Below are 23,827 nucleotides of genomic sequence, written 5' to 3'. Positions count from 1 at the left end.
TTTTATTAAAGCCTGCAGATACCATACTGCACGTTCAATATTAGAATACTTTTCGGTGTGTTGGTTTTGATTTCAAGTTATTGAAATCATATTCGGCAAGCTCTCTAAGCCCATCTTTACTAGCATCAAAATATGCTGTTAAACTCTGTGCGATCATCAAATTTACTTCTTTTTCTGAATCAAATTGAACGATTGCAATTGGCGTGTTATCCTCGAAAGCCGCTCCGATTTCAAACATAGTTCCCGAGTCGCTTTCATTGTTGCCATCTTCCAACTTATAATCAAGAATCGCAATAAGAAGATCAGCACGGTGGACTTGGCGCATATCTGATGCAAAGACGTATTGCTGCCAAGCACGGCTGCCGAATTTTTCGTCTTCGAATTGATGTTCCTGTGGTAAAAAGATATTGTGGTTGTCAATTGTCGAATTCTGTTCAAGAGCCTTTTTGACAGCCTGAATTCGCTGATCTTGATGTTCGCTAAAAAAAGGTGCTGCAAGATAGACTTTATTCACTTTTATAACCTCGCTTTTATTTTAACTACAATATACAGTGGTTGAGTTTAATTTTAGTACATCCTATTGTGTAAAAGCAATCCTTTATTTTTAACTGAAGTCCGAGTATGATGGTAATTGGTCCTTATTGTGATGACCGCTTAGAAACTGAGATTTTAAAAAGAAAGTACTAGAAAGGGTGTATCAAACATTTTGATTACATTATCTGGCATTATTGGGTCCGGCAAGTCCAGCCTGACGGGAATTCTGGCTAGGGAGTTGGGGACTCAAGCCTTTTTTGAACCAGTAGAAGATAACCCAGTATTGCCTCTTTTTTATAAGGGAAATGAAATTGCTGCGAAAAAACGTGCCGTAGGGGATAAAGAAGCTACTAATCCTTATGCTTACTTATTGCAAACCTATTTTTTGAATCGTCGTTTTAAGATGATTAAAGAAGCGATGCAAGATGACAATAACATTTTGGATCGTTCAATTTATGAAGATGAATTATTCATGAAGATGAATACAGAGATGGGCAACGCTACAGAAGTTGAGTATCAAATATATAAAAGCCTGCTGAACAACATGATGGAAGAATTGCCATATGCTGCAAAGAAGAAATCTCCTGACTTGATGATTACAATTAAAGTGTCGTATGAGACAATGATTAAACGAATCACAAAACGCGGCCGTAAATATGAACTCATTGAAAATGATCCTTCGCTCATCAATTATTACAAGAGGCTTCTTAAATATTATGACGACTGGATGAATAGCTACACTGTTTCGCCACTATTGATTCTTAATGGTGATCAGTATGATTTTGTGGGTAATATGGCGGATAGAGTCAAGGTACTTGAAGTGATCGAAAACAAGTTGCTTTTACTTAAAAAAATACCAGATTCCAAGATTGAAAAGCTTAAAGAAAAGCATCATATCCTTTTTAAATGATACAAAAAAGATTTTCCGCCATTTTGGCGGTCTTTTTTATTTAGTAAACTCATTTACAAGTATGATTGAGAAACAGTATACTTATGTAAAATAAGCTGACTTTATGTCCAAAGGCTTTTGAGAGGAGCAGTTTGTTATTAATAAGATTGAAAAAAAACAATTTCAAAAAAGTATTGGGAAGGTTTTATTAGTCACAGCCGTCTATTTTATAGTTTTTCAGGTTGTTGCATTGGTTTCTTCTATTTTACTTTTATTTACACAAAGTGGTTCATTTTTACAAAAACTTTCTCCTAGTATGATTGAAAAAAGCGGAATACCTTATTTTTGGGCAGTTGGAATGGGGTTGCTAGTGATCATAGCAGTTTCTTCACCACGTTTGCGAAAGCGCTGCTTTGTTACTGGAAGAAGAGCCATGTCGGGCAGAATATTTTTTAGCCTTGTTACGATAATGATGGCTATTCAAGTCGTTGCAAGTGTTTACAGTTTGGTGTTTGAAAAATTCGTTAACCTTTTTGGAATAAGTGCTATGCAGCAGCTCGAAGCAGCGACACATTCTAGCCAAACTATCTCAATGCTCTTGTATGCTGGTTTTTTGGGTCCTGTGACTGAAGAAATTATTTTTCGCGGTTATTTATTACGTAGCTTGGAAAAATATGGTTCTGCATTGGCTATTACTATTTCCGCATATATGTTCGGCTTATATCATAGTAATTTTATTCAGTCTCCGTTTGCCTTTATGGTGGGACTGGTACTTGGCTATGTAGCAATCACCTATGGAATTAAATGGTCAATCAGCCTGCATATTTTTAATAATTTTATTTTGGGTGATTTTCTGACCTTCTTTTTACGCCGCTTTATGCCGCAACAAGTAGAAAAAGCCAGCAGTATGATTATTTTTATTGGCGGTTTGGTTGGTCTATATTTATTATTACGAAAGCGAGAAAAAATTTTCGCATGGTGGAATAGTAAGCGTAGCGAATTGCCATATTTAAAAGCTGCGTTCTTAAATAAGTATCTGCTTGTTATTACTGTCTTGGTTTTGGGGTTGGCTTGTTTGGGGCTTACCCGGGTCTGACCGCTGCAGCAGAGGTATTACATTGCTTGTAGTTTTTCTTTGAGAGCGCTATTATAAGCATAGAAGAGGAGTTACAATCTTAAGGCGGTGGATAAAATGGCTCATAAATATACTCAAATTCTGGTGGCAATCGACGGTTCTAACGGAGCGGAGGTTGCTTTAAAAAGGGCAATTGAGTCCGTAAAACATAATCAAGGAGTGAAGTTGGATATTCTAAGAGTTTTAGATTTGAATTCTTTAGAATATGGGGGTGCAGGAATTGCACTTGATGGTGAACGGATCTACAAGATTGAACAGGCAAACGAGGACTATCTGTTGAAGTTGAAAGAACGTCTGCTTAAAAATAATGAAATTGACAGTGATAAAATTAATGTCCATCTGCGCTTTGGAAATCCTAAAGTTGTAATCCTTGATTTCCAAAAAGAGTATCAAAATGACTTGATAATAGTCGGGTCAACTGGTAAGAACTTTATTGAGCGTTTAGTTGTGGGATCAGTAGCTTCATATATAATTCGTAATGCAGATTGTGATGTTTTAATGGCTAGAACAAATTTTCAGAAAAAAGAATGATTTTTAACAATAAAATAAAAATATAATAACGAGGGGTTAAGTCAAACTTTTGATTTAACCCCTTATTTTTAATCTGCAGTATGCGTACTAACATGTTTCAACGGTCAGTTTCTTCACTTAACCATGAATTGTTCTTAGCTAAATCCGGATTATTATGCTCGCAATTTGCAGTTAATGCCCAAAGTATAATGACTTTTGACACATTTTTTAGTGTCTATTTTTTTGCAATTTCTTCTTAGAAATAATAGCTGAATCGCAGGCTTCAAATTGAAGAAAAAATGTGAAACGAAAATATGAGATTCCTAACTAATGGAGCAGATTAAAATCTGTGAAAGTATTTAATAAATTTTATAAAGTTTTTATTTTATAAATTAATTACGTTTTTTATGTTAGTTAATATAACATAAATTGTTAGTAATCATAATGAAAGCGAAAACTAGCTTTACATAAAAATTAAAAAATGCTACCCTGGCTCTAATCCAAAACTCATAAAGCAAGGTGAGCTTATGCAAAAATATTCCTACAGTATTATTACGGTTGGCGAACAAACAGTAAATGTTGTTTTTCCAAACCAGATAAATATTAAAGAAAATCTTTATATTCAACATCTGAACCAATTGATTCTCGCTCGAAATGATCCAGGAATTTTAGCTAGTATTCCAGGATATCATACTCTGACGATCAGCTTTGATATTAGAATTTATGACTACAATAAAATTTTTAAATTAATTAAAAATATTTTAGAAAAAAAATCCTTTCAAATTCAAAGCTTCCATAAACGAATTTTGGAAATTCCAGTTTGCTATGACGAAACGCTGGGTCCAGATATTCAAGATGTTGCTGCATTCGGCAAGCTTTCCGTGAAAGAGCTGATTAAAATACATACACAAGTGGAATACTTTGTTTATATGATTGGTTTCTTACCTGGATTTGCCTATATGGGCACAGTTCCTTCCCAAATTGCTATGCCGCGTTTAGATAGGCCTAGGACAAAAATTCCAGCAGGAAGTGTCGGAATTGCAGGTGCTCAGACTGGAATGTATCCTGTTGAATCGCCAGGGGGTTGGCGGTTGATCGGGCAGACGCCACTAAAATTGTATGATGCTAAACATCCTAAGATTCGTTACCAGAGCGGTGATTTTATTCGCTTTAAAGCAATCACTATCAATGAGTTTAAAGCGATCCAAGATAGAGATTCATCGGGCGAATATCAGATTAAAATTTCAGAAGTGGGGGAATAAGCATGCGAGGAATAGAAGTTGTTGCCTCGGGGTTAGCTACTACGATTCAGGATATAGGTAGAATAAAGTATCAAAGTGCCGGTTTCCCTTCATCTGGAGCAATTGATCACCAAGCCCATTGTTTGGCGAACGCATTGGTAAATAATGAAGAAAATGCTGCGACTATCGAATATTGTTTAATGGGGCCAACGTTAAAATTCACTATGCAGACTTTTATTGCTTTGACTGGCGGTACTGTTCAGCCGCAACTTAACTCTCATATAGTTCCAATGAATCAAGCTGTTCCTGTTCATAGCGGTGATGTCTTAAAGATTGGGAATTTAAAGCATGGACGTTTTGGATATCTAGCCGTTGCCGGCGGAGGAATTCAGGTACCTGAAGTTTTAGGCAGTAAAAGCACCACTTTAAGAATTGAATTGGGCGGTTTTAAGGGACGTACGCTAGAGGAAGGTGATCTTTTACCAACATGTGATGTTTATACGATGCCCAGTTTAGCATCTCGAAAAGTTTCTGTAGAAACGAACAATACTACTCAAATTCGTTTCGTTAAGGGACCACAATGGAATTTATTCAGCGAACAAGCCCAGCATAAATTTATGGTACAAACTTATCACATTTCTAATCAGGCAGATCGGATGGGGTATCGTTTACGCGGCAAAGCAATTGAAGTTTCACAGTCCAATATGTTATCTGAAGGAACTGTTTTAGGAAATGTTCAGATCACGCGTGATGGGTCACCTATTGTTTTATTAGCAGATCGGCAAACCACAGGAGGATACCCAGTGATTGCTACTGTGATCGCGGCAGATTTAGGAAAATTAATTCAATTCTCTAACCAAATGGCCTTCAACTTTGTATTAACAGACATTGAAACGGCTGTAAAAGAACTTAAACAGCAAATTAAAAAAATTCAAGATCTACGAAAGCTCTGGCAACAAAAAAGGTACATGGAACCAATTGGGCCAGCACGTAAAGCAGCGTTGAAAATTGGGAAATTATTTTAAGAATTGAGGTATGATATTTTGGAACTAAAGAAAATTGAATCCATAATCAAATTATTTGGAAATTCAAAGTTAACACGTTTAAAGGTAAAAGATGGTGAAAGTGAGATCATTTTGGAAAATAAAATCTTTACCGGAAAAAATATAGTGTCATCTGCTGCCTCTACATCCGCAAGTCCACATAATGATTTAACGGCTGTCAAAGAAAAAAAGGATCAGGAGGTGATCAGTGCTCCTCTTGTAGGAACATTTTATACGGCTGAAGCGCCTGGAAAATCACCCTTTGTACAGCCTGGTGAAAAAGTAAAAACCGGGCAGACTGTCGGCATCATTGAAGCAATGAAAATGATGAATGAAGTTAAAGCAAAAAAAGATGGAATAGTTGAAAAAGTACTTGTTGCAGACGGAACAGCTGTTGAGTTTGACCAACCGCTTTTTCAACTTAAAGATTGATGGGGTGAATAACTTGAAAAAGGTATTGATCGCAAATCGGGGTGAAATTGCTGTCCGTATTATTCAAGCCTGCCATTTGTTGAAATTGAAGTGTGTTGCAGTATATTCAACCGCTGATAAGGAGGCACTTCATGTTCAGTTAGCCGACGAATCAGTTTGCATAGGGGGGCCTGATTCTAACCAAAGTTACCTTAATCAACAGAATCTGCTTGCTGCTGCTGAAATTACTAATGCAGATGCAATCCATCCTGGATATGGTTTTTTGTCAGAAAATGCTGATTTTGCGCACTTGTGTGAACAGCAAAATATTAAGTTTATCGGACCCAGCTCTAAGGTCATTGCTCTCATGGGTGAGAAGGCAAACGCACGGGAAACGATGGAAACTGCCGGTGTTCCAATCGTGCCTGGCAGCCCAAGAGATTTTATTGATGTTGATTCAGGATTAGCTATTGCCAAAAAGATTGGATATCCAGTGATGCTGAAAGCTAGTGCTGGTGGTGGCGGTAAGGGCATGCGGGTAATTCATTCCGAAATGGAATTTAAACAAAAATTTAGTATTGCGCAAAAAGAAGCTCAAAGTGCTTTCAATGATACCCATATGTACGAAGAAAAATATTTAGAGCATCCCCGCCATGTGGAAGTTCAACTTGTCGCGGACCAGCAAGGACATGTTGTGATATTAGGCAATAGAGATTGCACTTTACAGCAGAATCATCAAAAAGTGATTGAGGAAGCTCCTGCTGTCATTGTTGATAAAGCAACACAAGATGAAATGTTTCGAGTCTGTATTAGAGCAGCTAAGCAAATTCAATATGAAGGGGCTGGGACGATTGAATTCTTGTATGATGCTCCCGGTAAATTTTATTTTATGGAGATGAATACTCGCATACAAGTTGAACATCCTGTAACAGAACTAACAACTCAAACTGATATTGTTGCGTTACAATTACGAATTGCGAGGGGGGAACCATTAACAAATTTCAAAGAAGTAGTATCTGCTCGCGGTTTTGCGCTTGAATGTCGAGTAACTGCAAAAACAGCAGGACAAATTAAACATTTATTATTACCCAGTGGACATGGAATTCGGACAGATAGGGCTTTATATCAAGGATACAAAGTTCCTCCTAATTATGATGCAATGATCGCTAAAATTATTGCATATGGTCCTGATCGCCAGACAACTATCCGACAAATGCAAATAGCGATTGAACAAACCGTTGTTGAGGGAATTCGAACAAACTTGGATTTTCTGATGCAGTTATTACAGGAACCCGATTTTATTAAAAATACTACAGATGTCAATTGGATTGATTTACTTACCCATGCAAAATAGGAGGAGATATTTATGATAGAACAAATTAACACGTTATCTCCAGTTGAATTGCGTCATTTGATTCGCAAGGGTACTTATACTAAACCGACAAGCGGGTTAGCTCCTGGATATACCCAAGCAAATCTTGTAGTTTTGCCCAAAAGCCTAGCCTATGACTTTCTTTTATTTACACAGCGTAATCCCAAGCCCTGTCCAGTGTTAGAGGTCAGCGATGTTGGGAGCCGTCAACTACATCAATTTGCTAAAGACATTGATTTAGCAAATGATTTTCCCAGATATCGAATCTATAAAAAGGGAATTTTGCAACAGGAAGTAACAAGTGTCGCTCCTTTTTGGCGAGATGATCTGGTCAGTTTTCTGATTGGCTGCAGTTTCTCTTTTGAATCGGAGCTGCTTGCAGCTGGCATTGAAGTTCGCAATATTACGCAGGGTGTCAATGTACCGATGTTTGATACTGATATTCCTTTGCAATCCGCTGGGCATTTTCACGGGAAAATGGTTGTTAGTATGCGGCCAATTCCAGAAAATCAAGTAGTGAAGGCGGTAAAAGTAACTGCCGACATGCCAAGAGTTCATGGGGCGCCTATTCAGATTGGTAATCCGGAGCAGATTGGAATCAAAGATGTTTTTAAACCGGATTATGGGGATCCTGTCACTATAAACGAGGGTGAAGTTCCGGTTTTTTGGCCTTGTGGTGTTACTCCACAAAATGTAATTATGGCTTCTAAACCCGACTTTGTCATTACCCATGATCCTGGTCATATGTTAGTAACAGATATTAAAAATACAGCTTTGAAATACGATTAGGAGGTTGAACAATGGTCACAGTAGATTTGAATAGTGATTTGGGAGAAAGCTTTGGCCGTTATAGGATTGGCAAAGATGAGCAGGTCATAAAGACCGTCACTTCAGTTAATATTGCTTGTGGTTTTCATGCAGGTGATCCGGATGTAATGGCAAAAACTGTCGCAGAAGCAGAAGCCGCTGAAATAGGCATTGGGGCTCATCCCGGGTTTCATGATTTACAAGATTTTGGACGACGTTTTATCGATATTCCAGCTGAAGAGGTTCAACACTTAATTTCTTATCAAGTAGGGGCACTTCAAGGATTTACAAAAAATCATCGTTTGCATCACGTAAAACCTCATGGTGCTTTGTACAATGCAGCTGCTAGGAATCATGAACTGGCCGTTGCTGTTTGCCGGGGAATCCAAAAAGTCGATTCCAACTTGCCGCTTTATGGGCTGGCACACAGTGAACTAATCACAGCTGCAAAAGAGGTGGGGTTGCCATACGCACAAGAGGTATATGGAGATCGTAATTACTTGCCTGATGGGAGCTTAGTCCCAAGAAGCCAACCCAATGCCGTGATCACAGATCCAGAAAAAATTGCCAAACGCACGTTGAACATGATCAAAGACCAAGCTGTAACGGCTATTGATGGCAGCCGAGTTTCTCTAATAACGGATACAATTTGTGTCCATGGTGATAATGAAGAAGCTTTAGCTATCGTAAGAAGATTATCTACAACATTAAAAACAGCTGGTATAGGTTTAAAACCATTTTAATCAAGGAAGGATGTTGGCTCCTATGACAACTAAAAATACTAAAGATACAGCAGACACGGTTGCTTCGACAGATATAAATGGTAAGAAGCATTCTAAAAGAAGTATAGCAATGGGGGCTGCTTTTCTCATGGCAATGGCTGCTGTAGGCCCCGGTTTTCTGACACAAACAGCAACATTTACTGGACAAATGGGTGCAAATTTTGGGTTTGCTATTTTGATTTGTATTGTTGTTGATATTATCGTGCAAATGAACATTTGGCGCATTATAGTGGTGAGCGGCAAACGAGCTCAGGTAATCGCCAATGAAGTATTTCCGGGATTAGGCTATGTTTTATCATTTCTAGTTGCGCTAGGAGGATTATTTTTTAATATTGGCAACGTTGGTGGTGCTGGATTAGGATTAAACGTCTTATTTGGTATTTCACCTGAAAATGGTGCAGTGATTGCTGCAGCTTTGGCGATTATAGTGCTTGTGGTAAAAAATGCTCTTACAGTTATGGATCGTACAGTGCAGATCTTAGCCGTCGTGAAAGTGGCAATTTTGGTCTACATTATTTCTGTGATGGCAGTACCTTATCAGACAGCAGTTATCCATTCATTTATGCCAACGCAAATTAATTTTTATTCAATTGTTACTATTGTCGGGGGAACTGTTGGCGGTTATATTTCCTTTTCTGGCGGCCATCGTTTGATTGAAGGCGGCTTGAAAGGAAAAGAAAATATAAAGTATATTAATGAAGGCTCTTTGACTGGGATCGGGATCGCTTCATTAATTCGAATAATGCTATTTTTGGCGGGCTTAGCAGTTGTTACTACGGGATACAAGCTTGACCCGACAAATCCAGCTGCTTCAATTTTCAAGTATGCTGCGGGAAATTTTGGTTATAAATTCTTTGGTATTTTACTCTTTGCTGCAGGGATGACCTCTACTTTAGGCTCAACTTTCACTTCGACGTCATTTTTAGATTATGCTATTAGTACGAAAGGACAGAATAAATATCTTAAATATCGTAGTTGGCTGATTGTCGCGTTTATTGTGATTTCTACGGTAATTTTTTATTCAATTGGTAGTCCAGCCAAGGTCCTAGTTGTTGTAGGGGCGTTAAATGGTTTTGTATTACCAATTGCGCTCGCAATTTTGTTGGCTGCTGCTGTTAAAAGAAAGATTGTTGGTGATTATAAGCATCCTAAAACTTTAATTTATTTAGGATGGTTAGTGGTTGCTTTTATGGCTTTTGCAAGCATCGAAACATTTATTAATTTATTTTGACTAATTAAATTAGTGCAGTGTGTTTTTACATTTAAATTTATTTAAATAATTTAATTCTAAAGAGGCTGAGTCAAAAGTTATGTTTTGGCTCAGTCTTTATGTGTATTCTTTTGCAGTTAATGCTCAAAGCCTAATGACTATCGGCACACTTTCTTTTTTGTTTGCATTTGAGAAAACTATGGCAAGTAAATTGTAACGGTCTATTTGAGCCAACCTGATTGAAAATTCATGGCAGCGGGTGTAGTTTGCAATTATATACTTATGCACTGATCAATAACGTGCTTTTTATGGTGTTTTCAGCCATAATAAGGGTGGATAGAATAATAGATAGAACAAGGGGGTGCATAGGATGATTTTAGGAAATCTAATCAAAGAAGAACGCGAGAAACGTGAAATGACCCAGGAAAAATTAGCTAACACTTTAAATGTAAATCGTCAGGCTGTTTCGAAATGGGAAACGGGAACGGCTTACCCAGATATTGACCGTTTAATACAAATCAGCGAATTGTTTAATGTGAGTTTAGATAGTCTGATTAAGAACGATGATGGCTTGAAACAGAAAATAATTATCGATAAAAGCCATCAACATCCTAGAACAGGAGCATGGGAATTTATGCGCAGTACTGGTTGGATGATGGTAATAGCAGTTGTTTGGATAATTGGGCGAGTCATTAGTACTATTTGGGGAAATTAAGGAGAATATAAGAGGTATGTTTTTCACTATATATTTGTTAAGCATCTTGAGTATCCTTTAATGAGCGCATGCAGCAAAAAACAACAAAGGGGATTGGATCAAAAGTTAACTTTTGATCCAATCCCCTTTGTTTTAAGCTGAATATACCCATTAATCGTGTTTCAATAGTCAGTCTTTTCCTTTTAATCATGAAATACTCATAATCAAATTCAGACTGTGTTCGTAATTCGCAGTTAATGCTCAAGGTCTAACGACTATCGGCATGAGCCCTTTTTGATTACCTATTTAGTTAGTAACTTGTTCAACTACTTCCATCGTTTTGAATTTTTCTTTAATAGTAGCAGCAGAGTTGGCTAATTTTACCTCTTCTTCGGGCAATAGAGGAATGGCGACCACTTCTTCAACCCCATTTTTGCCGATGATTCCCGGTTGGCCGACGTAAGAATCATACTTTTCATTGTATGTTGAACAAGGGCACATCAGCTGTGCATCGTCAAAAACAGCACGGCTGAGTTTGATTGCACAGGTTGCAATTGCGAAACTGGTATAACCTTTTCCGGAATGGATTGCCCATCCACCAGAACGAGCTTGATCTTCCAGTTTGTCAAGATCCAAATGCTTTTGAGCAGCGAGAGGCTTTACATCGAGTCCATTTACTTTAACAGTCGACCATGCAACAAACTGTGATTCACCATGTTCACCATAGACAAAGCCGCTAACGTTTTTAGGATCCACAGCAAAATTTTCTGCGACGACACGTTGCATTCTAGCTGTATCAAGAAATGTTCCTGTTCCCAGAACCTGTGAACCCGGTAATCCGATCTCTTTTTGCAAATATTGAGAAATAGCATCACAAGGATTCATGGTGTCTATTAAAACACCATGAAAACCGCTTTCTTTGATCTTTGGTGCAATATCTTTGACGATTTCACGTGTATATTCAAATTCTGCCCACCGATTACCACTCGCATGATCTAAAGCATGGATATTTCCTGCTGTGACAAATAGAATATCAGTATCCGCGAGTTCACTGTAATCTTGAATTTTAATTTTAGGCCTAGTTTCTAATCGCGCTGTTGCATCTTGAAGATCAAGCTGCTCGGCACGAGCCTTCTTTTCATTCGTATCAATTAGAACCAGCTCGTCTGCATCGCCTTTAGTTACTAAAGCAAAAGCAATTGTAGAGCCGACATGACCAACACCAATAACTGCATATTTTCTTCCTATGTTATCTTTATATTCCTTTCTGTTCTCCAATGATTTACATATTCATATCTTTAATTAAACGATCTCTAAGTGAAGCTGATTATCTTTAATAAAGCCAGCTTTTTTCATCATGCTATATGCAACTAATGAGATTACTGCAGGCAAGAATACCCCAGTGAACATGTATACATCGAATGGGCCCCATCCTTGTGCAACATAGGCCAGTGGAGCAATGAAGGAATTAAGCCCTAAACCAGCAAGTTTGTAGGTTGAACGGAAGCCGAACATGATAGTTGCAATCGGTGCACAAACAACAGCGGAAAGCATTGATGGAACTAACAAGTAAGGATTGATCAAGAGGTTAGGAAATTGAACTTTAGGTGTCATAACTCCTTGAGCAATGTTGGCCCCTGCATTGTTTTGTTTGAATGACATTGCAGTAAAGGCTACAAATTGTGAGGTTGTACCTATTAAAGCTGCAGCTGAAGAAATTGGATCAAGCGTTAAAGCAATTGCGAGTGCTGCAGAAGACGCAGGTGTCATTAAGAAAAGAGCCCAGATTGCAGAAATTGAAATTGAACCTACCAGCGGATTTACCTGCATTGTTTGTGCGATAAATGCACTGACATTCAGCAAGAAGGGGGTAGTAACGGCTGCCAGACCTAAGCCGGCAATACCACCGACGAGAGTAGCGGTAAAAGGAACGAGCATCATATCAAGCGGTGTTTTTCCTGTAAGATATTTACCTACTAAAGCAGCAATTAAACCTGCTAAAACAGCACTAATCGGTTGTCCAGTTGCAAAAGTGGCGCTCCCTGCTGCCTGCATAAGACTTGCACCGGTTGCGGTAGTTCCATTGACAGCACTGTTTGTAAAATGTACCGCGTTTGCCCCTATAGTAGAAGAGATCATAGCACTGAACATGACCAGTGAATTGGTTCCAAGCTGTGAAGCAATAGCAACACCTAAAGCTGGGGCAAGGAGATCATTAGCAATTACTCCAACTTGATAAAGGGCATTCCAATGAATAAAAGATGCAATGGTCTGAAGCAACAAACCAATTCCTAAAGTAACCAAGATAGCGTTGGCAACTGCGGCACTAACACGATAGGCGTATTCTTTTACGGACGTTTTCTCAGCGGTATTTGTATTTTCCATTATAATAACTCCTTTTTAAAGATTAGTATTAAACTTTTTCAACCCAGCCTTGCGGTGCCTTGCGGTCGCCAAACTGGATCCCGGTTAATTCATCATAAAGTTTGCGTGTTACAGGGCCAACTTCTGTTTCACTATAAAAGACGTGGAAATTATCGCCGTATTTGAAACCGCCAATAGGTGAGATTACAGCAGCGGTTCCACAAGCGCCGGCTTCAGCAAAATGATCCAATTGATCAATATAGATGTCTCCTTGTTCGGTTTCCATGCCAAAGTGATGCTCAGCAAGATATAATAACGAGTACTTTGTAACACTTGGTAAAATAGATGGGGATTTTGGTGTGACAAATTTACCTTCTTTAGTAATTCCAAAGAAGTTTGCGGAACCAACTTCCTCGATCTTCTTGTGTTCAATCGGGTCAAGATAGATACAATCTGAAAAGCCTGCATCATGTGCAAGTTGTCCAGGGAAGAGGCTGGCTGCATAATTTCCGCCAACTTTGCTTGCACCTGTTCCTTTGTGTGCAGCTCTGTCATATTCAGATGCAACAAAGTTCGTAGGAGTCAAGCCGCCTTTGAAGTAACTTCCAACAGGCATTGCAAAAATTGAAAATATATATTCTTCTGCTGGGTGAACACCAATATTGCCGCCAACGCCAATCAAGTAAGGACGGAGGTAAAGAGTTGCACCTGTACCATATGGAGGAACATAATCTTCATTGGCTTTGACAACTTGTTTGAGAGCGTTGATAAACATTTCAACAGGGACTTTTGGCATCATTAAGCGCTCGCAGCTTTTCTGCATTCGCTTAGCATTTTGATCAGGACGGAAAAGGTTAATGCTGCCATCTTTACAACGATAAGCCTTCAAACCTTCGAAAACTTCTTGACCATAATGCAGACTTGTAGATCCTTCACTGATGGTAACATTTGCATCTTCTGTTAATCCTGTATCGCGCCACTCGCCATCCCGCCAATATGCGCGATATCTGTATGGTAAATTCATGTAGGTAAAGCCAAGGTTGTTCCAGTCTAATTCTTGTGGCTTTTTTGCTTTAGGGTCTGATGTCAATGTCATAATGATTCCTCCTCTAAATTAAATTGCGAAGCAACAGGAATTGAGTTAAAAGATAATAAAAAAGTACCCATCGCATAATATTCTAGCGATGGGTACGTAAAAAAAATCCACCGCCTAAGTTACCCTTAGCACGATGGTTTTTAATGTCCTTATACTCTAATCAGCCAAGACATTGAGAAACACATCGTGTGTGTTAATAATGACTAGGCTCACTAGGTATTGGATTGCTGTATTAGAGCTGTTATTGCAGCTCATGGTACTCATACTAGTGTATGACATGTTTCTCAACTCCCTTCGATTTTAAAGTTGTTTCGTAATTGATATTTTTATTATAACTACTCACATTAAAAAAGCAAGCATTATTTTAATAATAATGTAATTTTTATTTTATTTTCTGGATAAATAGTTAATAAAACATAGTTTTTATGTTGATATGACTCCTAAAAATTATGATGGAATAATTAAAAAAACATTTCCAAGCGAGCTGTGATTGACTTTTTTTTGAATAAAAAGTATATTATAGACAATCATTCTTATCTTAATTGATGAAGTAGTCAAAGTGCTTTATCCACGTATAACGCGTGGAGTGGCGCTTTTTTTATTGTCTTTATTTAAAGGAGGTCTTAAAAGGGTGGAAACTGCTACAGAATTTGACACAATCGCTGCAATTTCGACTCCGCCAGGTGAAGGAGCAATCTCGATTGTCCGCTTAAGCGGAGAAGAGGCGATTCAAGATACACAAAAAGTCTTTTCAGGTAAAAACCTGCTCCATGTTGCAAGTCATACTATTAATTATGGTCATATTATTGATCCTCAAACACATCAAGAAATTGATGAAGTAATGGTTTCTGTAATGAGGGCTCCTAAAACTTTTACTCGTGAAGATGTAGTCGAAATTAACTGTCACGGCGGAATAGTTGCAACAAATCGAATATTGCAGCTTTTACTAAGCAATGGAACTCGGTTGGCAGAACCGGGCGAGTTTACTAAACGCGCATTTTTACATGGACGGATCGATTTGTCACAGGCAGAAGCTGTCATGGATTTGATTCGGGCAAAGACTGACCGCTCTATGCAGGTTGCTTTAAAACAGCTCGATGGTAATTTAGCGCATCTGATTAAAAATTTACGCCAAGATATTTTAAGTGTACTGGCTCAAGTAGAAGTTAATATTGATTACCCAGAGTACGACGATGTTGAAGAAATGACAACTCGTTTACTTAAAGAAAAGGCACTTGAAGTTAAGCAGCGTATTCAACAGCTTCTTGAAACGGCTAAACAGGGCAAAGTTTTACGTGAAGGGCTTGCTACTGCTATTGTCGGGCGGCCCAACGTTGGAAAGTCGAGCCTGTTGAATCATCTTTTGCATGAAGATAAGGCGATCGTTACAGATGTTGCAGGAACAACCCGCGATGTAATTGAGGAATACGTTAATGTAAGAGGAGTGCCTCTGAAATTGGTAGATACTGCCGGTATTCGTGAGACTGCTGACAAAGTTGAAAAGATCGGGGTCGAGCGTTCAAAAAAAGCAATTGATCAGGCTGACTTGGTCATGCTGGTTTTAAATAGCAGCGAACCTTTAACAACTGAAGATCGGCAGTTGTTGGCATTAACTGCAAAAAAGAAGAGGCTTGTTCTTTTAAACAAGGGAGACCTTGAGCAAAAAATTGATTTGGAAGAGCTTAGGAAGCTTTTGGGATCTAATGAAGAATTGCTGACAATGTCTGTATTGAAAAATAAAGGACTTGCTGAGCTGGAAACAAAGATTTCAAAACTTTTCTTCGGCGGTATTGAAAACAGCCAGACAACGGTAATGGTTACAAATACACGCCATATTGCTCTTTTAAAGAGGGCAGAAAAAGCTCTTGACGCGGTGTTAAAGGGTATTGAAGACAATATGCCTGTTGATTTGGTTCAGATTGATATGACAAGTTGTTGGGACCTTTTAGGGGAAATTACAGGTGATAGTTATCAAGATGAACTTTTAAATCAGCTGTTCAGCCAGTTTTGTTTAGGAAAGTAAGAATAACAGGAGATTAAAATGGAAGTAAAGCAATATACTAGCAAAGATTATGATGTAATCGTTGTCGGTGCAGGGCATGCCGGCTGTGAAGCTGCGCTTGCAGCTGCTCGAATGGGCAACGACACACTTTTAATGACTATTAATCTAGAAATGGTTGCGTTTATGCCTTGCAACCCATCGATTGGCGGACCAGCTAAGGGAATTGTGGTGCGTGAAGTAGACGCTTTAGGCGGTGAAATGGGCCGTAACATAGATAAAACCTATGTGCAGATGAGAATGCTTAATACAGGTAAAGGACCAGCTGTACGTGCTTTGCGGGCTCAAGCTGATAAGCGTCTTTATTCGATCGAAATGAAGCATACTATTGAAAAACAACCGCATTTGACACTACGCCAAGGGATTGTTGACGATTTAATTGTTGAAGACGGTACAATTAAAGGTGTTGTTACTAATACGGGAGCACGTTATGGTGCAAAAACTGTGGTGCTGACAACGGGAACAGCTGCACGTGGTAAGATTATTATCGGTGAGTTGACATATTCTTCAGGCCCCAACAATACACAACCTGCTAAAAAACTTTCCGGCAATCTGGAAAAATTGGGCTTTGAACTACACCGTTTTAAAACAGGAACTCCGCCACGAGTTGATGGCAACACAATTGATTATACTGATACCGAGGAACAGCCAGGCGATACACAGCCAAATCATTTCAGTTTCGAATCATCCGATGAAGACTTTTTAAGTGTTAAAGAGCAGTTGTCATGCTGGCTAACATATACTAATGAAACAACGCATAAACTGATCAGAGAAAACCTTGATAGAGCCCCTATGTTTTCCGGGATAGTTAAGGGTGTGGGGCCGCGTTATTGTCCGTCCATTGAAGATAAGATTGTCAGGTTTGCTGACAAACCTCGTCATCAGCTATTTATTGAACCTGAAGGGCGAAATACAGATGAATATTATCTGCAAGGATTATCGACTTCAATGCCGGAAGAAATCCAGCAAAAACTGATTCATTCGATCAAGGGACTTGAACACGCTCAAATGATGCGTCCCGGCTATGCAATTGAATATGATATTGTTGCACCTTATCAGTTGCGGCCCACATTGGAGACTAAATTGATCAAGGGATTATATACTGCTGGGCAGACAAACGGGACTTCTGGGTATGAAGAAGCTGCAGGGCAAGGCATTCTAGCAGGTATCAATGCCGGACTAAAGGCTTTAGGCAAAAACCAAGTTATACTTAAAAGAAGTGATGCATATATCGGCGTGATGGTTGATGACCTTGTTACAAAAGGAACTAATGAACCGTATCGTTTGTTGACATCGCGTGCTGAGTACCGCTTGATTCTGCGCCACGATAATGCAGATTTGCGCTTGACGGCACTTGGACATCAGCTGGGTTTAATTTCAGAAGAAAGATTTGCTGCTTTTAATCGTAAAAAAGAGGCAATCGAAGACGAAATGAAGAGACTTAAAGAGGTAAGAATTAAACCTAACGAACAGGTGAATGCTTTTCTTGCAACCAAAGGGGCGGCACCATTGAAAGACGGGGTACTTGCAAGTGAATTTTTGCGTCGGCCTGAAGTAAGCTATGCGGACTTGCTAAGGTTTATCCCTGCACCTGAAGCACCGCTTAAGCAACGCGAGATTGAGCAGATTGAAATTCAATTTAAATATGACGGGTATATTAAAAAAGCATACAGAAAAGTAGAGAAACTTAAAAAGATGGAAGCAAAAAGAATTCCAGAGTTGATTGATTATACTGCAATTGAAGGTTTGGCAACCGAAGCTCGGCAAAAGCTGCAAAAGATTCAACCTGAAACTTTGGCTCAAGCTAGCAGAATCAGCGGAGTTAATCCTGCTGATATCTCTATTTTAGCGATATATATTGAACAAGGGAAAATTGCTAAATTAAAGAAAAAGGGAGCTTAAGGAACCTTTGAGCTTCAGTTTTAAACATAAGTTGCTGAAGTACATTGTTTCAGTAAGGTTATGAGGAGTGTGCTAATAGTCGTTAGATTTTGAGCATCAACTAACTGTGAGTTACGGATCTAGTCTGAATTTGACTATGAGTAATTCATGGTCAAACGGAAAAGACTAACTATTGAAATACATTAATTTGCATATTTCAGGTTAAAACAGGGACTAAGTCAAAAATTAACTTTTGGCTCAGTCCCATTTTTGTACGGTTTTTTAAAGCAAAAATCGAGGTAAAAGCTGTGTATTGCAACAGATAAACCAGTATTATGGTTTGTCATCTTCGTTTTTTTCCCTTGCTTTTTTCCTCTTAAATAAAACCAGCACTAATAAAACGGATTCTATATTAAGGTAAACAAAAACAATCAGGACCATAATAATGATCAATAAATAATTTTGGGCTATGAAAGACCAAATTGTCAAAAACAAAAGCGGTATAAAAAAAGTGCTAAAAATGGTGAGAAGCAGTGCGGCGTGGAGCCATATTTTTCTCAATGGTAACCTCCTAAAAATGATGGCTGTTTTAAAAGCAGCAAAAAATACCGACAGCATAAAATACTCAATATATTAGAATTTTAGCATAATTTCCAGTTAATTATCACTAGTGGTGTAAATTAATGCTCACTATTTCACAATCGGGCTATAATGAATTAATTTATAGTAACATTTAACTGTTTGTCCGAATTTTAAATGACTTATTCTTAACAAGTCCACAAATTAAGAAGTTAACAATGTTTAATTTTTAACAAAAAGGCGTTAAAATCATATTGTAAGCGTTTTACAAATACGTATTGTTAGCAAGAGGGGAAAAATTATGGCATATTGATTATCAGATACTGTTAGCCTAGAGAATAACAAAAGTTAAGTTTAACAAGGAGGCCCACGAAATGTCCGAAAAAATTATTGATTTTGAAAAATTGAAAAAAATTGGTGATGAATTTAAGACAGTCAAGATTTTGTCTGAGGATGGAAAATTGCTTAAAAAGAATTGGGAACCGGAATTAAGTGATGAAGAGTTATTTAAACTGTTTAAACAGATGGTCTGGTCCCGTGTTCTTGACGAGCGTTCTACTAAATTAAACCGACAAGGACGACTTGGATTTTACGCACCGACAGCAGGAGAAGAAGCTAGTCAAATTGCCTCTAATTTTGTAATGGACAAGAAAGACTTCATTTTGCCTGCATATCGTGATGTCCCACAGCTTGTATTGCACGGACTCCCTTTATATCAAGCTTTTTTGTGGTCTCGTGGGCATGTTGATGGTAATAAATATCCTGATAATTTCCCAGCATTACCACCGCAAATCATTATTGGGGCGCAATATGTGCAGGCCGCAGGAGTTGCACTAGGCTTTAAGCTCAAGGGGCAAAAAAATGTTGCCTACACTTATACCGGTGATGGCGGAACTTCTCAAGGTGATTTTTATGAGGGAATTAACTTTGCAGGGGCGTTTAAAGCACCCGCAATTTTCATTGTCCAAAATAACGGCTATGCTATTTCTGTTCCGCGCAGCGAACAAACTGCTGCAAATACATTGGCGCAAAAAGCAGTTGCAGCTGGTATTCCAGGGGTTCAGGTTGATGGAATGGATGCATTAGCCGTTTATGAAGTCACAAAAGAGGTTCGTGAATATGTGCTTGAAGGCAATGGACCGGTCTTAATTGAGACATTGACATATCGGTATGGACCACATACTTTATCTGGGGACGATCCAAAACGTTACCGGACGAAGGAGACTGATGATCTATGGCGTAAAAAAGATCCGCTTGTAAGAATGCGCAAGTATCTTGAAAATAAGGGGATCTGGACCCAAGAAAAGGAAGACAATTATGTAACAGAGGTTCAAGCACAGATAAAAGAAGCAATTGATAAAGTTGAAAACATGCCAAAACAAAAAATTAGCGAATATTTAAAGAATACTTTCAGTGAAACTCCAGCAGGTACCAAACAGGAGATTGAACGTTTTGAAGCAAAGGAGGGCAAGTAGTCATGACGAAAAAGACAATGATTAAAGCCATTACGGATGCGATGGATGAAGAACTTACCCGCGACGAAAAAGTACTGGTTTTTGGTGAAGATGTGGGTAAAAACGGTGGTGTATTCCGCGCAACAGAGGATCTGCAAAAAAAGCATGGTGAAAAGCGTGTTTTTGACACGCCGCTTGCTGAATCAGGAATTATCGGGTTATCTACAGGGCTTGCATTGCAGGGTTTTCGGCCCGTTCCTGAGATCCAATTTTTCGGTTTTGTATTCGAGACAATGGACCAAATAGCTGGACAGCTATCACGGATCAGATTCAGGTTAGGCGGTACACGAAAAGTACCTATAACCATTCGGGCTCCTTTTGGCGGTGGAGTTCATACACCAGAACTGCATGCAGACAGTCTGGAGGGCTTGATGGCGCAGATTCCGGGATTGCGTGTAGTTATCCCAAGCAATCCTTACGATGCAAAAGGGCTTTTGATTTCAGCAATTCGCGCAGATGATCCGGTTGTTTTCTTAGAACACATGAAACTATATCGTTCATTTAAAGCGGATGTACCTGATGAAGCGTATACAGTACCACTAGATAAGGCCAATGTTGTCAAAGAAGGTAAAGATATTACACTGATTGCATATGGTGCGATGGTACAAGAGAGCCTTAAAGCAAGTGAAGAATTGGCAAAACAAAATATTGACGCAGAAGTGATAGACTTACGAACGGTTTCTCCGCTTGATGAAGAAACAATTTTGAAATCTGTCAAAAAGACTGGACGTGTAGTTATTGTACAAGAAGCACAAGAACAAGCTGGAGTTGGGGCACACGTTGCGGCTTTGCTTGCGGAAGACGGTATCCTTTATTTAAAAGCACCGATTGGTCGTGTAACAGCACCGAATACTCCTTATCCATTTAGTGAAGCCGAAAGTGACTGGCTGCCTAATAAAGGAGATATTTTGGAAAAAGCAAATAAGGTTTTGGAATATTAGGAGGCGTAAAAATGGGCGTGTATCAGTTTAAGCTGCCAGATATTGGCGAAGGTATTTCAGAAGGTACAGTTGCGCAATGGTACGTTAAACCAGGCGATGAATTAAAAGAAGACGATGATCTGCTGGAGATTGAAAATGATAAGTCAGTTGAAGAAATTCCTTCTCCTGTTTCCGGTAAAGTTAAAAATATTCTTGTTGAAGAGGGTGAAACAGCAGAAGTCGGCCAGGCACTAGTTGAGTTTGAAGTGGCTGGAGAGGGTAACCAAACAGAAGATAACGCTGTTCAGCAAGAAACCGCTGTAAAGGAAACAGAGAATTCTCAAGAAACCACAAAATCCGAAGAAACAAAAGAACAGGAAGAAACAAAGGAGGTTTCGTCAAAACAAAGTACGTCATCAAGCGGCTCAATTCCGGCTGTTCCTGAGCGAACTTTACCAGTATTGGCGATGCCTGCAGTACGTGTTTATGCTCGTGAACAAGATGTTGACTTGATGCAAGTCAAAGGAAGCGGAAGTCATGGGCATGTGACAAAGGCTGACGTGGACGCATTTATTAAGAATGGACCGCAAGAAGCTGCTCAAAAAGAAGAGGCAGTATCAAAAGAGAAAGAGCAGTCTGGGAAAGCAGCTCCAAGTAGCAGTCAATGGTCTGAAACACGAGAAAAGATGTCTGGAGTCCGTAAAGCAACTGCAAAGGCCATGGCAAACAGCAATGCTAATATTCCTTCTGTAACTGTTTTTGATGACGTGATTGTTGACAAGTTATGGGATCACCGTAAGAAATATAAGGAAGTTGCTGCACAAAGAGAGATTAAACTGACTTTTTTAGCTTATGTAGTTAAAGCATTGGCATGTGTGATGAGAGAATTTCCAATCTTTAATTCTAAAGTTGATATGGAGAATCAAGGAATTGTTTACCGTGACTATATTAATGTAGGGGTAGCTACTGACACTGACAGGGGGCTGTTTGTTCCGAATGTCAAAAATGCCGACCAAAAGAGCATCTTTGTGATTGCCCGTCAAATTAGTGAAAATACTAAAAAAGCAAAAGACGCAAAACTCAGCAGTGAGGATATGAAGTACACTGGAATGTCAATCACTAATATCGGTTCAATTGGCGGCGGTTTCTTTACTCCAATAGTGAACTTGCCAGAAGTAGCAATTCTTGGTCTTGGTAGGATTACAAAAGAAGCCGTAGTGGAAGAAGATCAGGTTAAGGTTGCCCGTGTTCTGAAGTTATCACTTTCGTTTGATCATCGTGTAATTGATGGAGCAACTGCACAAAAGGCACTGAATCGGTTGAGTGAGCTGTTAAGCGACCCTGAACTCTTATTAATGGAAGGATGAGCACAGATGGTAGTTGGAGATTTTGCAATAGATTTAGATACAGTTGTAATTGGAACAGGGCCTGGCGGTTATGTTGCAGCTATTAGAGCGGCAGAAAAGGGACAAAAAGTGACTGTTATCGAAAGAGAGTTTATTGGGGGAGTTTGTTTAAATGTTGGCTGCATTCCTTCTAAAGCGCTGATTGAGGTTGCACATAGATATCGGCGTGCAAAAGAGTCTTCTGAAATGGGTTTGCGAATCACTGGTGCTAAGCTGGATTTTAAACAGACTCAAAAGTGGAAAAAAGAGAATGTTGTGGACAAATTAACCGGAGGTGTCGCTGGACTTTTTAAAAAGCATCACATTGATGTTGTATGGGGAAGTGCTTTTTTAAAGGATGACCATGAACTGCGGGTAATTAATGAGGATCATGCGCAAACCTATACTTTCAATAACTTGATTATTGCAACCGGCAGCCATCCGGTTGAAATTCCTAATTTTAAATTTGAAGGGAGGGTCTTAGATTCAACAGGCGCTTTGGCATTAGAAGAAGTTCCCAAAGAGTTAGTAGTAGTGGGCGGCGGCTACATCGGATGTGAGCTCGCTTCGGCGTATGCAAACCTGGGCTCTCATGTATCAATTCTGGAAGGTGCTGACCGTATTCTTGCAAACTATGAGCCCGATCTGGTTTCTGTGATCGAAAATCATTTTAGCGGGCAGAAGGTAGATATCTACACAAAAGCTATGGCCAAAAAAGCTGAGCAAACGAATGATGGGACTACGATTACATTTGAAGTTGCCGGGAAAGAAAAACAGCTTAAATCTGATTATTGTATTGTCTGTGTCGGCCGTAAGGCCAACACTGCTGAAATGGGATTAGAACATGTCGGCATCAAAATTGGTCAGAAAGGTCTGATTGAAGTTGATGCTCAAGGAAGAACATCTATTCCAAATATCTTTGCGATTGGCGATATAGTTGCCGGGCCCGCACTTGCACATAAGGCAAGTTACGAAGGTAAAATTGCAGCTGAAGCAATCTCAGGTTCAAAGGCGATTATAGACTATCGTGCAATGCCGGCAGTTTGTTATACAGATAGTGAAATTGCAACAACTGGTTTAACGGTTGCTGAGGCCAAAAAACAAGGCTTGACAGTTAAAAAAGCACAATTTCCTTTTGCAGCAAACGGTCGGGCTATCTCATTAAGCAGCACAAATGGGTTTGTGAGATTAGTGTTTGAAAGTGAGAGTCATGTCTTGGTAGGGGCGCAAATTGTGGGGCCAAATGCCAGTGATTTGATAACAGAGTTAACGCTTGCTATTGAAACTGGATCAACCATTGAGGACATTTCGCTAACTATTCATCCGCATCCAAGTGTCAGTGAGGCCGTTATGGATGCTGCGGATTTGGCAATGGGGCTGCCGGTTAACATTTGATGAAGG

General features: G+C 39.1%; 22 protein-coding genes. 18 read left to right on the top strand and 4 right to left on the bottom strand.

The window, feature by feature from the left end; genetic code table 11:
- Nucleotides 1-40: 40 nt before the first annotated feature.
- Nucleotides 41-514 (bottom strand): nucleoside 2-deoxyribosyltransferase, encoded by a 474-nt coding sequence (locus FD46_RS02025; protein WP_057895518.1) that lies wholly within the window; start codon nucleotides 512-514, stop codon nucleotides 41-43.
- A gap of 192 nt (nucleotides 515-706) precedes the next feature.
- On the opposite strand from FD46_RS02025, the gene FD46_RS02020 reads away from it, so the two are divergent.
- The 11 genes from FD46_RS02020 to FD46_RS01970 all read left to right on the top strand — a co-directional run bounded on the left by FD46_RS02020 (nucleotide 707) and on the right by FD46_RS01970 (nucleotide 10,649).
- A complete protein-coding gene (locus FD46_RS02020; protein ID WP_057895517.1) occupies nucleotides 707-1,444 on the top strand; it encodes a deoxynucleoside kinase in 738 nt (245 codons plus the stop codon).
- A gap of 295 nt (nucleotides 1,445-1,739) precedes the next feature.
- Entirely contained in the window at nucleotides 1,740-2,519 is a 780-nt protein-coding gene (locus tag FD46_RS02015) for a CPBP family intramembrane glutamic endopeptidase (RefSeq protein ID WP_235805528.1), read from the top strand.
- 96 nt (nucleotides 2,520-2,615) lie between these two features.
- On the top strand, nucleotides 2,616-3,089 hold the full coding sequence (locus tag FD46_RS02010) for a universal stress protein (protein WP_057895515.1): 474 nt from the start codon (nucleotides 2,616-2,618) through the stop codon (nucleotides 3,087-3,089).
- Between the two features lie 506 nt (nucleotides 3,090-3,595).
- A complete protein-coding gene (pxpB, locus tag FD46_RS02005) occupies nucleotides 3,596-4,330 on the top strand; it encodes a 5-oxoprolinase subunit PxpB (RefSeq protein ID WP_057895514.1) in 735 nt (244 codons plus the stop codon).
- 2 nt (nucleotides 4,331-4,332) lie between these two features.
- Nucleotides 4,333-5,334, top strand: a complete 1,002-nt coding sequence (locus FD46_RS02000; RefSeq protein ID WP_057895513.1) for a 5-oxoprolinase subunit C family protein — start codon at nucleotides 4,333-4,335, stop codon at nucleotides 5,332-5,334.
- 18 nt (nucleotides 5,335-5,352) lie between these two features.
- Complete coding sequence (gene accB / locus FD46_RS01995; protein ID WP_057895512.1) at nucleotides 5,353-5,784, top strand: acetyl-CoA carboxylase biotin carboxyl carrier protein; 432 nt, start codon at nucleotides 5,353-5,355, stop codon at nucleotides 5,782-5,784.
- Nucleotides 5,785-5,797: 13 nt separating this feature from the next.
- Entirely contained in the window at nucleotides 5,798-7,117 is a 1,320-nt protein-coding gene (locus tag FD46_RS01990; RefSeq protein WP_057895679.1) for an acetyl-CoA carboxylase biotin carboxylase subunit, read from the top strand.
- A gap of 12 nt (nucleotides 7,118-7,129) precedes the next feature.
- Nucleotides 7,130-7,924, top strand: coding sequence for a putative hydro-lyase (locus FD46_RS01985; RefSeq protein WP_169790350.1), 795 nt, complete (start codon nucleotides 7,130-7,132; stop codon nucleotides 7,922-7,924).
- A gap of 11 nt (nucleotides 7,925-7,935) precedes the next feature.
- Nucleotides 7,936-8,685: a LamB/YcsF family protein gene (locus FD46_RS01980; protein WP_057895510.1), complete on the top strand. Its 750-nt coding sequence runs from the start codon at nucleotides 7,936-7,938 to the stop codon at nucleotides 8,683-8,685.
- Nucleotides 8,686-8,812: 127 nt separating this feature from the next.
- Nucleotides 8,813-9,955 carry an NRAMP family divalent metal transporter gene (locus FD46_RS01975; RefSeq protein WP_420805337.1) on the top strand — a complete coding sequence of 381 codons (1,143 nt, stop codon included), beginning with the start codon at nucleotides 8,813-8,815 and terminating at the stop codon, nucleotides 9,953-9,955.
- 349 nt (nucleotides 9,956-10,304) lie between these two features.
- Entirely contained in the window at nucleotides 10,305-10,649 is a 345-nt protein-coding gene (locus FD46_RS01970) for a helix-turn-helix transcriptional regulator (protein ID WP_057895508.1), read from the top strand.
- 285 nt (nucleotides 10,650-10,934) lie between these two features.
- Here FD46_RS01970 and FD46_RS01965 read toward each other — a convergent pair whose 3' ends face one another.
- The 3 genes from FD46_RS01965 to FD46_RS01955 are packed head-to-tail and all read right to left on the bottom strand — an operon-like array spanning nucleotide 10,935 to nucleotide 14,088.
- Nucleotides 10,935-11,876 (bottom strand): L-lactate dehydrogenase, encoded by a 942-nt coding sequence (locus FD46_RS01965; protein WP_057895678.1) that lies wholly within the window; start codon nucleotides 11,874-11,876, stop codon nucleotides 10,935-10,937.
- Nucleotides 11,877-11,930: 54 nt separating this feature from the next.
- Nucleotides 11,931-13,013: a PTS sugar transporter subunit IIC gene (locus FD46_RS01960; protein WP_057895507.1), complete on the bottom strand. Its 1,083-nt coding sequence runs from the start codon at nucleotides 13,011-13,013 to the stop codon at nucleotides 11,931-11,933.
- A gap of 28 nt (nucleotides 13,014-13,041) precedes the next feature.
- Nucleotides 13,042-14,088 (bottom strand): branched-chain amino acid aminotransferase, encoded by a 1,047-nt coding sequence (locus tag FD46_RS01955; RefSeq protein ID WP_057895506.1) that lies wholly within the window; start codon nucleotides 14,086-14,088, stop codon nucleotides 13,042-13,044.
- Nucleotides 14,089-14,719: 631 nt separating this feature from the next.
- Here FD46_RS01955 and mnmE point away from each other — a divergent pair.
- The 7 genes from mnmE (at nucleotide 14,720) to lpdA (ending at nucleotide 23,821) form a co-directional block, all read left to right on the top strand.
- The gene (gene mnmE / locus FD46_RS01950; RefSeq protein ID WP_057895505.1) at nucleotides 14,720-16,111 is read left to right on the top strand and encodes a tRNA uridine-5-carboxymethylaminomethyl(34) synthesis GTPase MnmE; all 1,392 of its coding nucleotides are present in this window, start codon (nucleotides 14,720-14,722) and stop codon (nucleotides 16,109-16,111) included.
- A gap of 18 nt (nucleotides 16,112-16,129) precedes the next feature.
- On the top strand, nucleotides 16,130-18,049 hold the full coding sequence (gene mnmG / locus FD46_RS01945; RefSeq protein ID WP_057895504.1) for a tRNA uridine-5-carboxymethylaminomethyl(34) synthesis enzyme MnmG: 1,920 nt from the start codon (nucleotides 16,130-16,132) through the stop codon (nucleotides 18,047-18,049).
- A 448-nt stretch (nucleotides 18,050-18,497) separates the two neighbouring features.
- Entirely contained in the window at nucleotides 18,498-18,665 is a 168-nt protein-coding gene (locus FD46_RS10500) for a hypothetical protein (protein ID WP_235805527.1), read from the top strand.
- Nucleotides 18,666-18,981: 316 nt separating this feature from the next.
- Nucleotides 18,982-20,082 carry a pyruvate dehydrogenase (acetyl-transferring) E1 component subunit alpha gene (gene pdhA / locus FD46_RS01935; protein WP_057895502.1) on the top strand — a complete coding sequence of 367 codons (1,101 nt, stop codon included), beginning with the start codon at nucleotides 18,982-18,984 and terminating at the stop codon, nucleotides 20,080-20,082.
- A gap of 2 nt (nucleotides 20,083-20,084) precedes the next feature.
- Entirely contained in the window at nucleotides 20,085-21,062 is a 978-nt protein-coding gene (locus tag FD46_RS01930; protein ID WP_057895501.1) for an alpha-ketoacid dehydrogenase subunit beta, read from the top strand.
- 11 nt (nucleotides 21,063-21,073) lie between these two features.
- The gene (locus FD46_RS01925; RefSeq protein ID WP_057895500.1) at nucleotides 21,074-22,408 is read left to right on the top strand and encodes a 2-oxo acid dehydrogenase subunit E2; all 1,335 of its coding nucleotides are present in this window, start codon (nucleotides 21,074-21,076) and stop codon (nucleotides 22,406-22,408) included.
- A gap of 6 nt (nucleotides 22,409-22,414) precedes the next feature.
- Entirely contained in the window at nucleotides 22,415-23,821 is a 1,407-nt protein-coding gene (gene lpdA / locus FD46_RS01920; RefSeq protein ID WP_057895499.1) for a dihydrolipoyl dehydrogenase, read from the top strand.
- Nucleotides 23,822-23,827 lie beyond the last annotated feature (6 nt).

This window comes from Liquorilactobacillus oeni DSM 19972 (genome assembly GCF_001436275.1).
GTDB lineage: Bacteria > Bacillota > Bacilli > Lactobacillales > Lactobacillaceae > Liquorilactobacillus > Liquorilactobacillus oeni.
Note: the sequence above shows the minus strand (reverse complement) of the source record. Positions and strands in the feature narration are given on the sequence as shown.

What these genes read in the sequence shown, in the direction of transcription:
- pxpB (WP_057895514.1), top strand. Translation starts at nt 3,596, where the DNA reads ATGCAAAAATATTCCTACAGTATTATTACGGTTGGCGAACAAACAGTA.
- FD46_RS01955 (WP_057895506.1), bottom strand. Translation starts at nt 14,088, where the DNA reads ATGACATTGACATCAGACCCTAAAGCAAAAAAGCCACAAGAATTAGAC.
- FD46_RS01925 (WP_057895500.1), top strand. Translation starts at nt 21,074, where the DNA reads ATGGGCGTGTATCAGTTTAAGCTGCCAGATATTGGCGAAGGTATTTCA.
- lpdA (WP_057895499.1), top strand. Translation starts at nt 22,415, where the DNA reads ATGGTAGTTGGAGATTTTGCAATAGATTTAGATACAGTTGTAATTGGA.
- FD46_RS02000 (WP_057895513.1), top strand. Translation starts at nt 4,333, where the DNA reads ATGCGAGGAATAGAAGTTGTTGCCTCGGGGTTAGCTACTACGATTCAG.
- FD46_RS01960 (WP_057895507.1), bottom strand. Translation starts at nt 13,013, where the DNA reads ATGGAAAATACAAATACCGCTGAGAAAACGTCCGTAAAAGAATACGCC.
- FD46_RS10500 (WP_235805527.1), top strand. Translation starts at nt 18,498, where the DNA reads ATGAAAGACCAAATTGTCAAAAACAAAAGCGGTATAAAAAAAGTGCTA.
- FD46_RS02015 (WP_235805528.1), top strand. Translation starts at nt 1,740, where the DNA reads ATGATTGAAAAAAGCGGAATACCTTATTTTTGGGCAGTTGGAATGGGG.
- pdhA (WP_057895502.1), top strand. Translation starts at nt 18,982, where the DNA reads ATGTCCGAAAAAATTATTGATTTTGAAAAATTGAAAAAAATTGGTGAT.
- mnmG (WP_057895504.1), top strand. Translation starts at nt 16,130, where the DNA reads ATGGAAGTAAAGCAATATACTAGCAAAGATTATGATGTAATCGTTGTC.
- FD46_RS01985 (WP_169790350.1), top strand. Translation starts at nt 7,130, where the DNA reads ATGATAGAACAAATTAACACGTTATCTCCAGTTGAATTGCGTCATTTG.
- FD46_RS01980 (WP_057895510.1), top strand. Translation starts at nt 7,936, where the DNA reads ATGGTCACAGTAGATTTGAATAGTGATTTGGGAGAAAGCTTTGGCCGT.
- FD46_RS01975 (WP_420805337.1), top strand. Translation starts at nt 8,813, where the DNA reads ATGGCAATGGCTGCTGTAGGCCCCGGTTTTCTGACACAAACAGCAACA.
- FD46_RS01970 (WP_057895508.1), top strand. Translation starts at nt 10,305, where the DNA reads ATGATTTTAGGAAATCTAATCAAAGAAGAACGCGAGAAACGTGAAATG.
- FD46_RS01930 (WP_057895501.1), top strand. Translation starts at nt 20,085, where the DNA reads ATGACGAAAAAGACAATGATTAAAGCCATTACGGATGCGATGGATGAA.
- FD46_RS02010 (WP_057895515.1), top strand. Translation starts at nt 2,616, where the DNA reads ATGGCTCATAAATATACTCAAATTCTGGTGGCAATCGACGGTTCTAAC.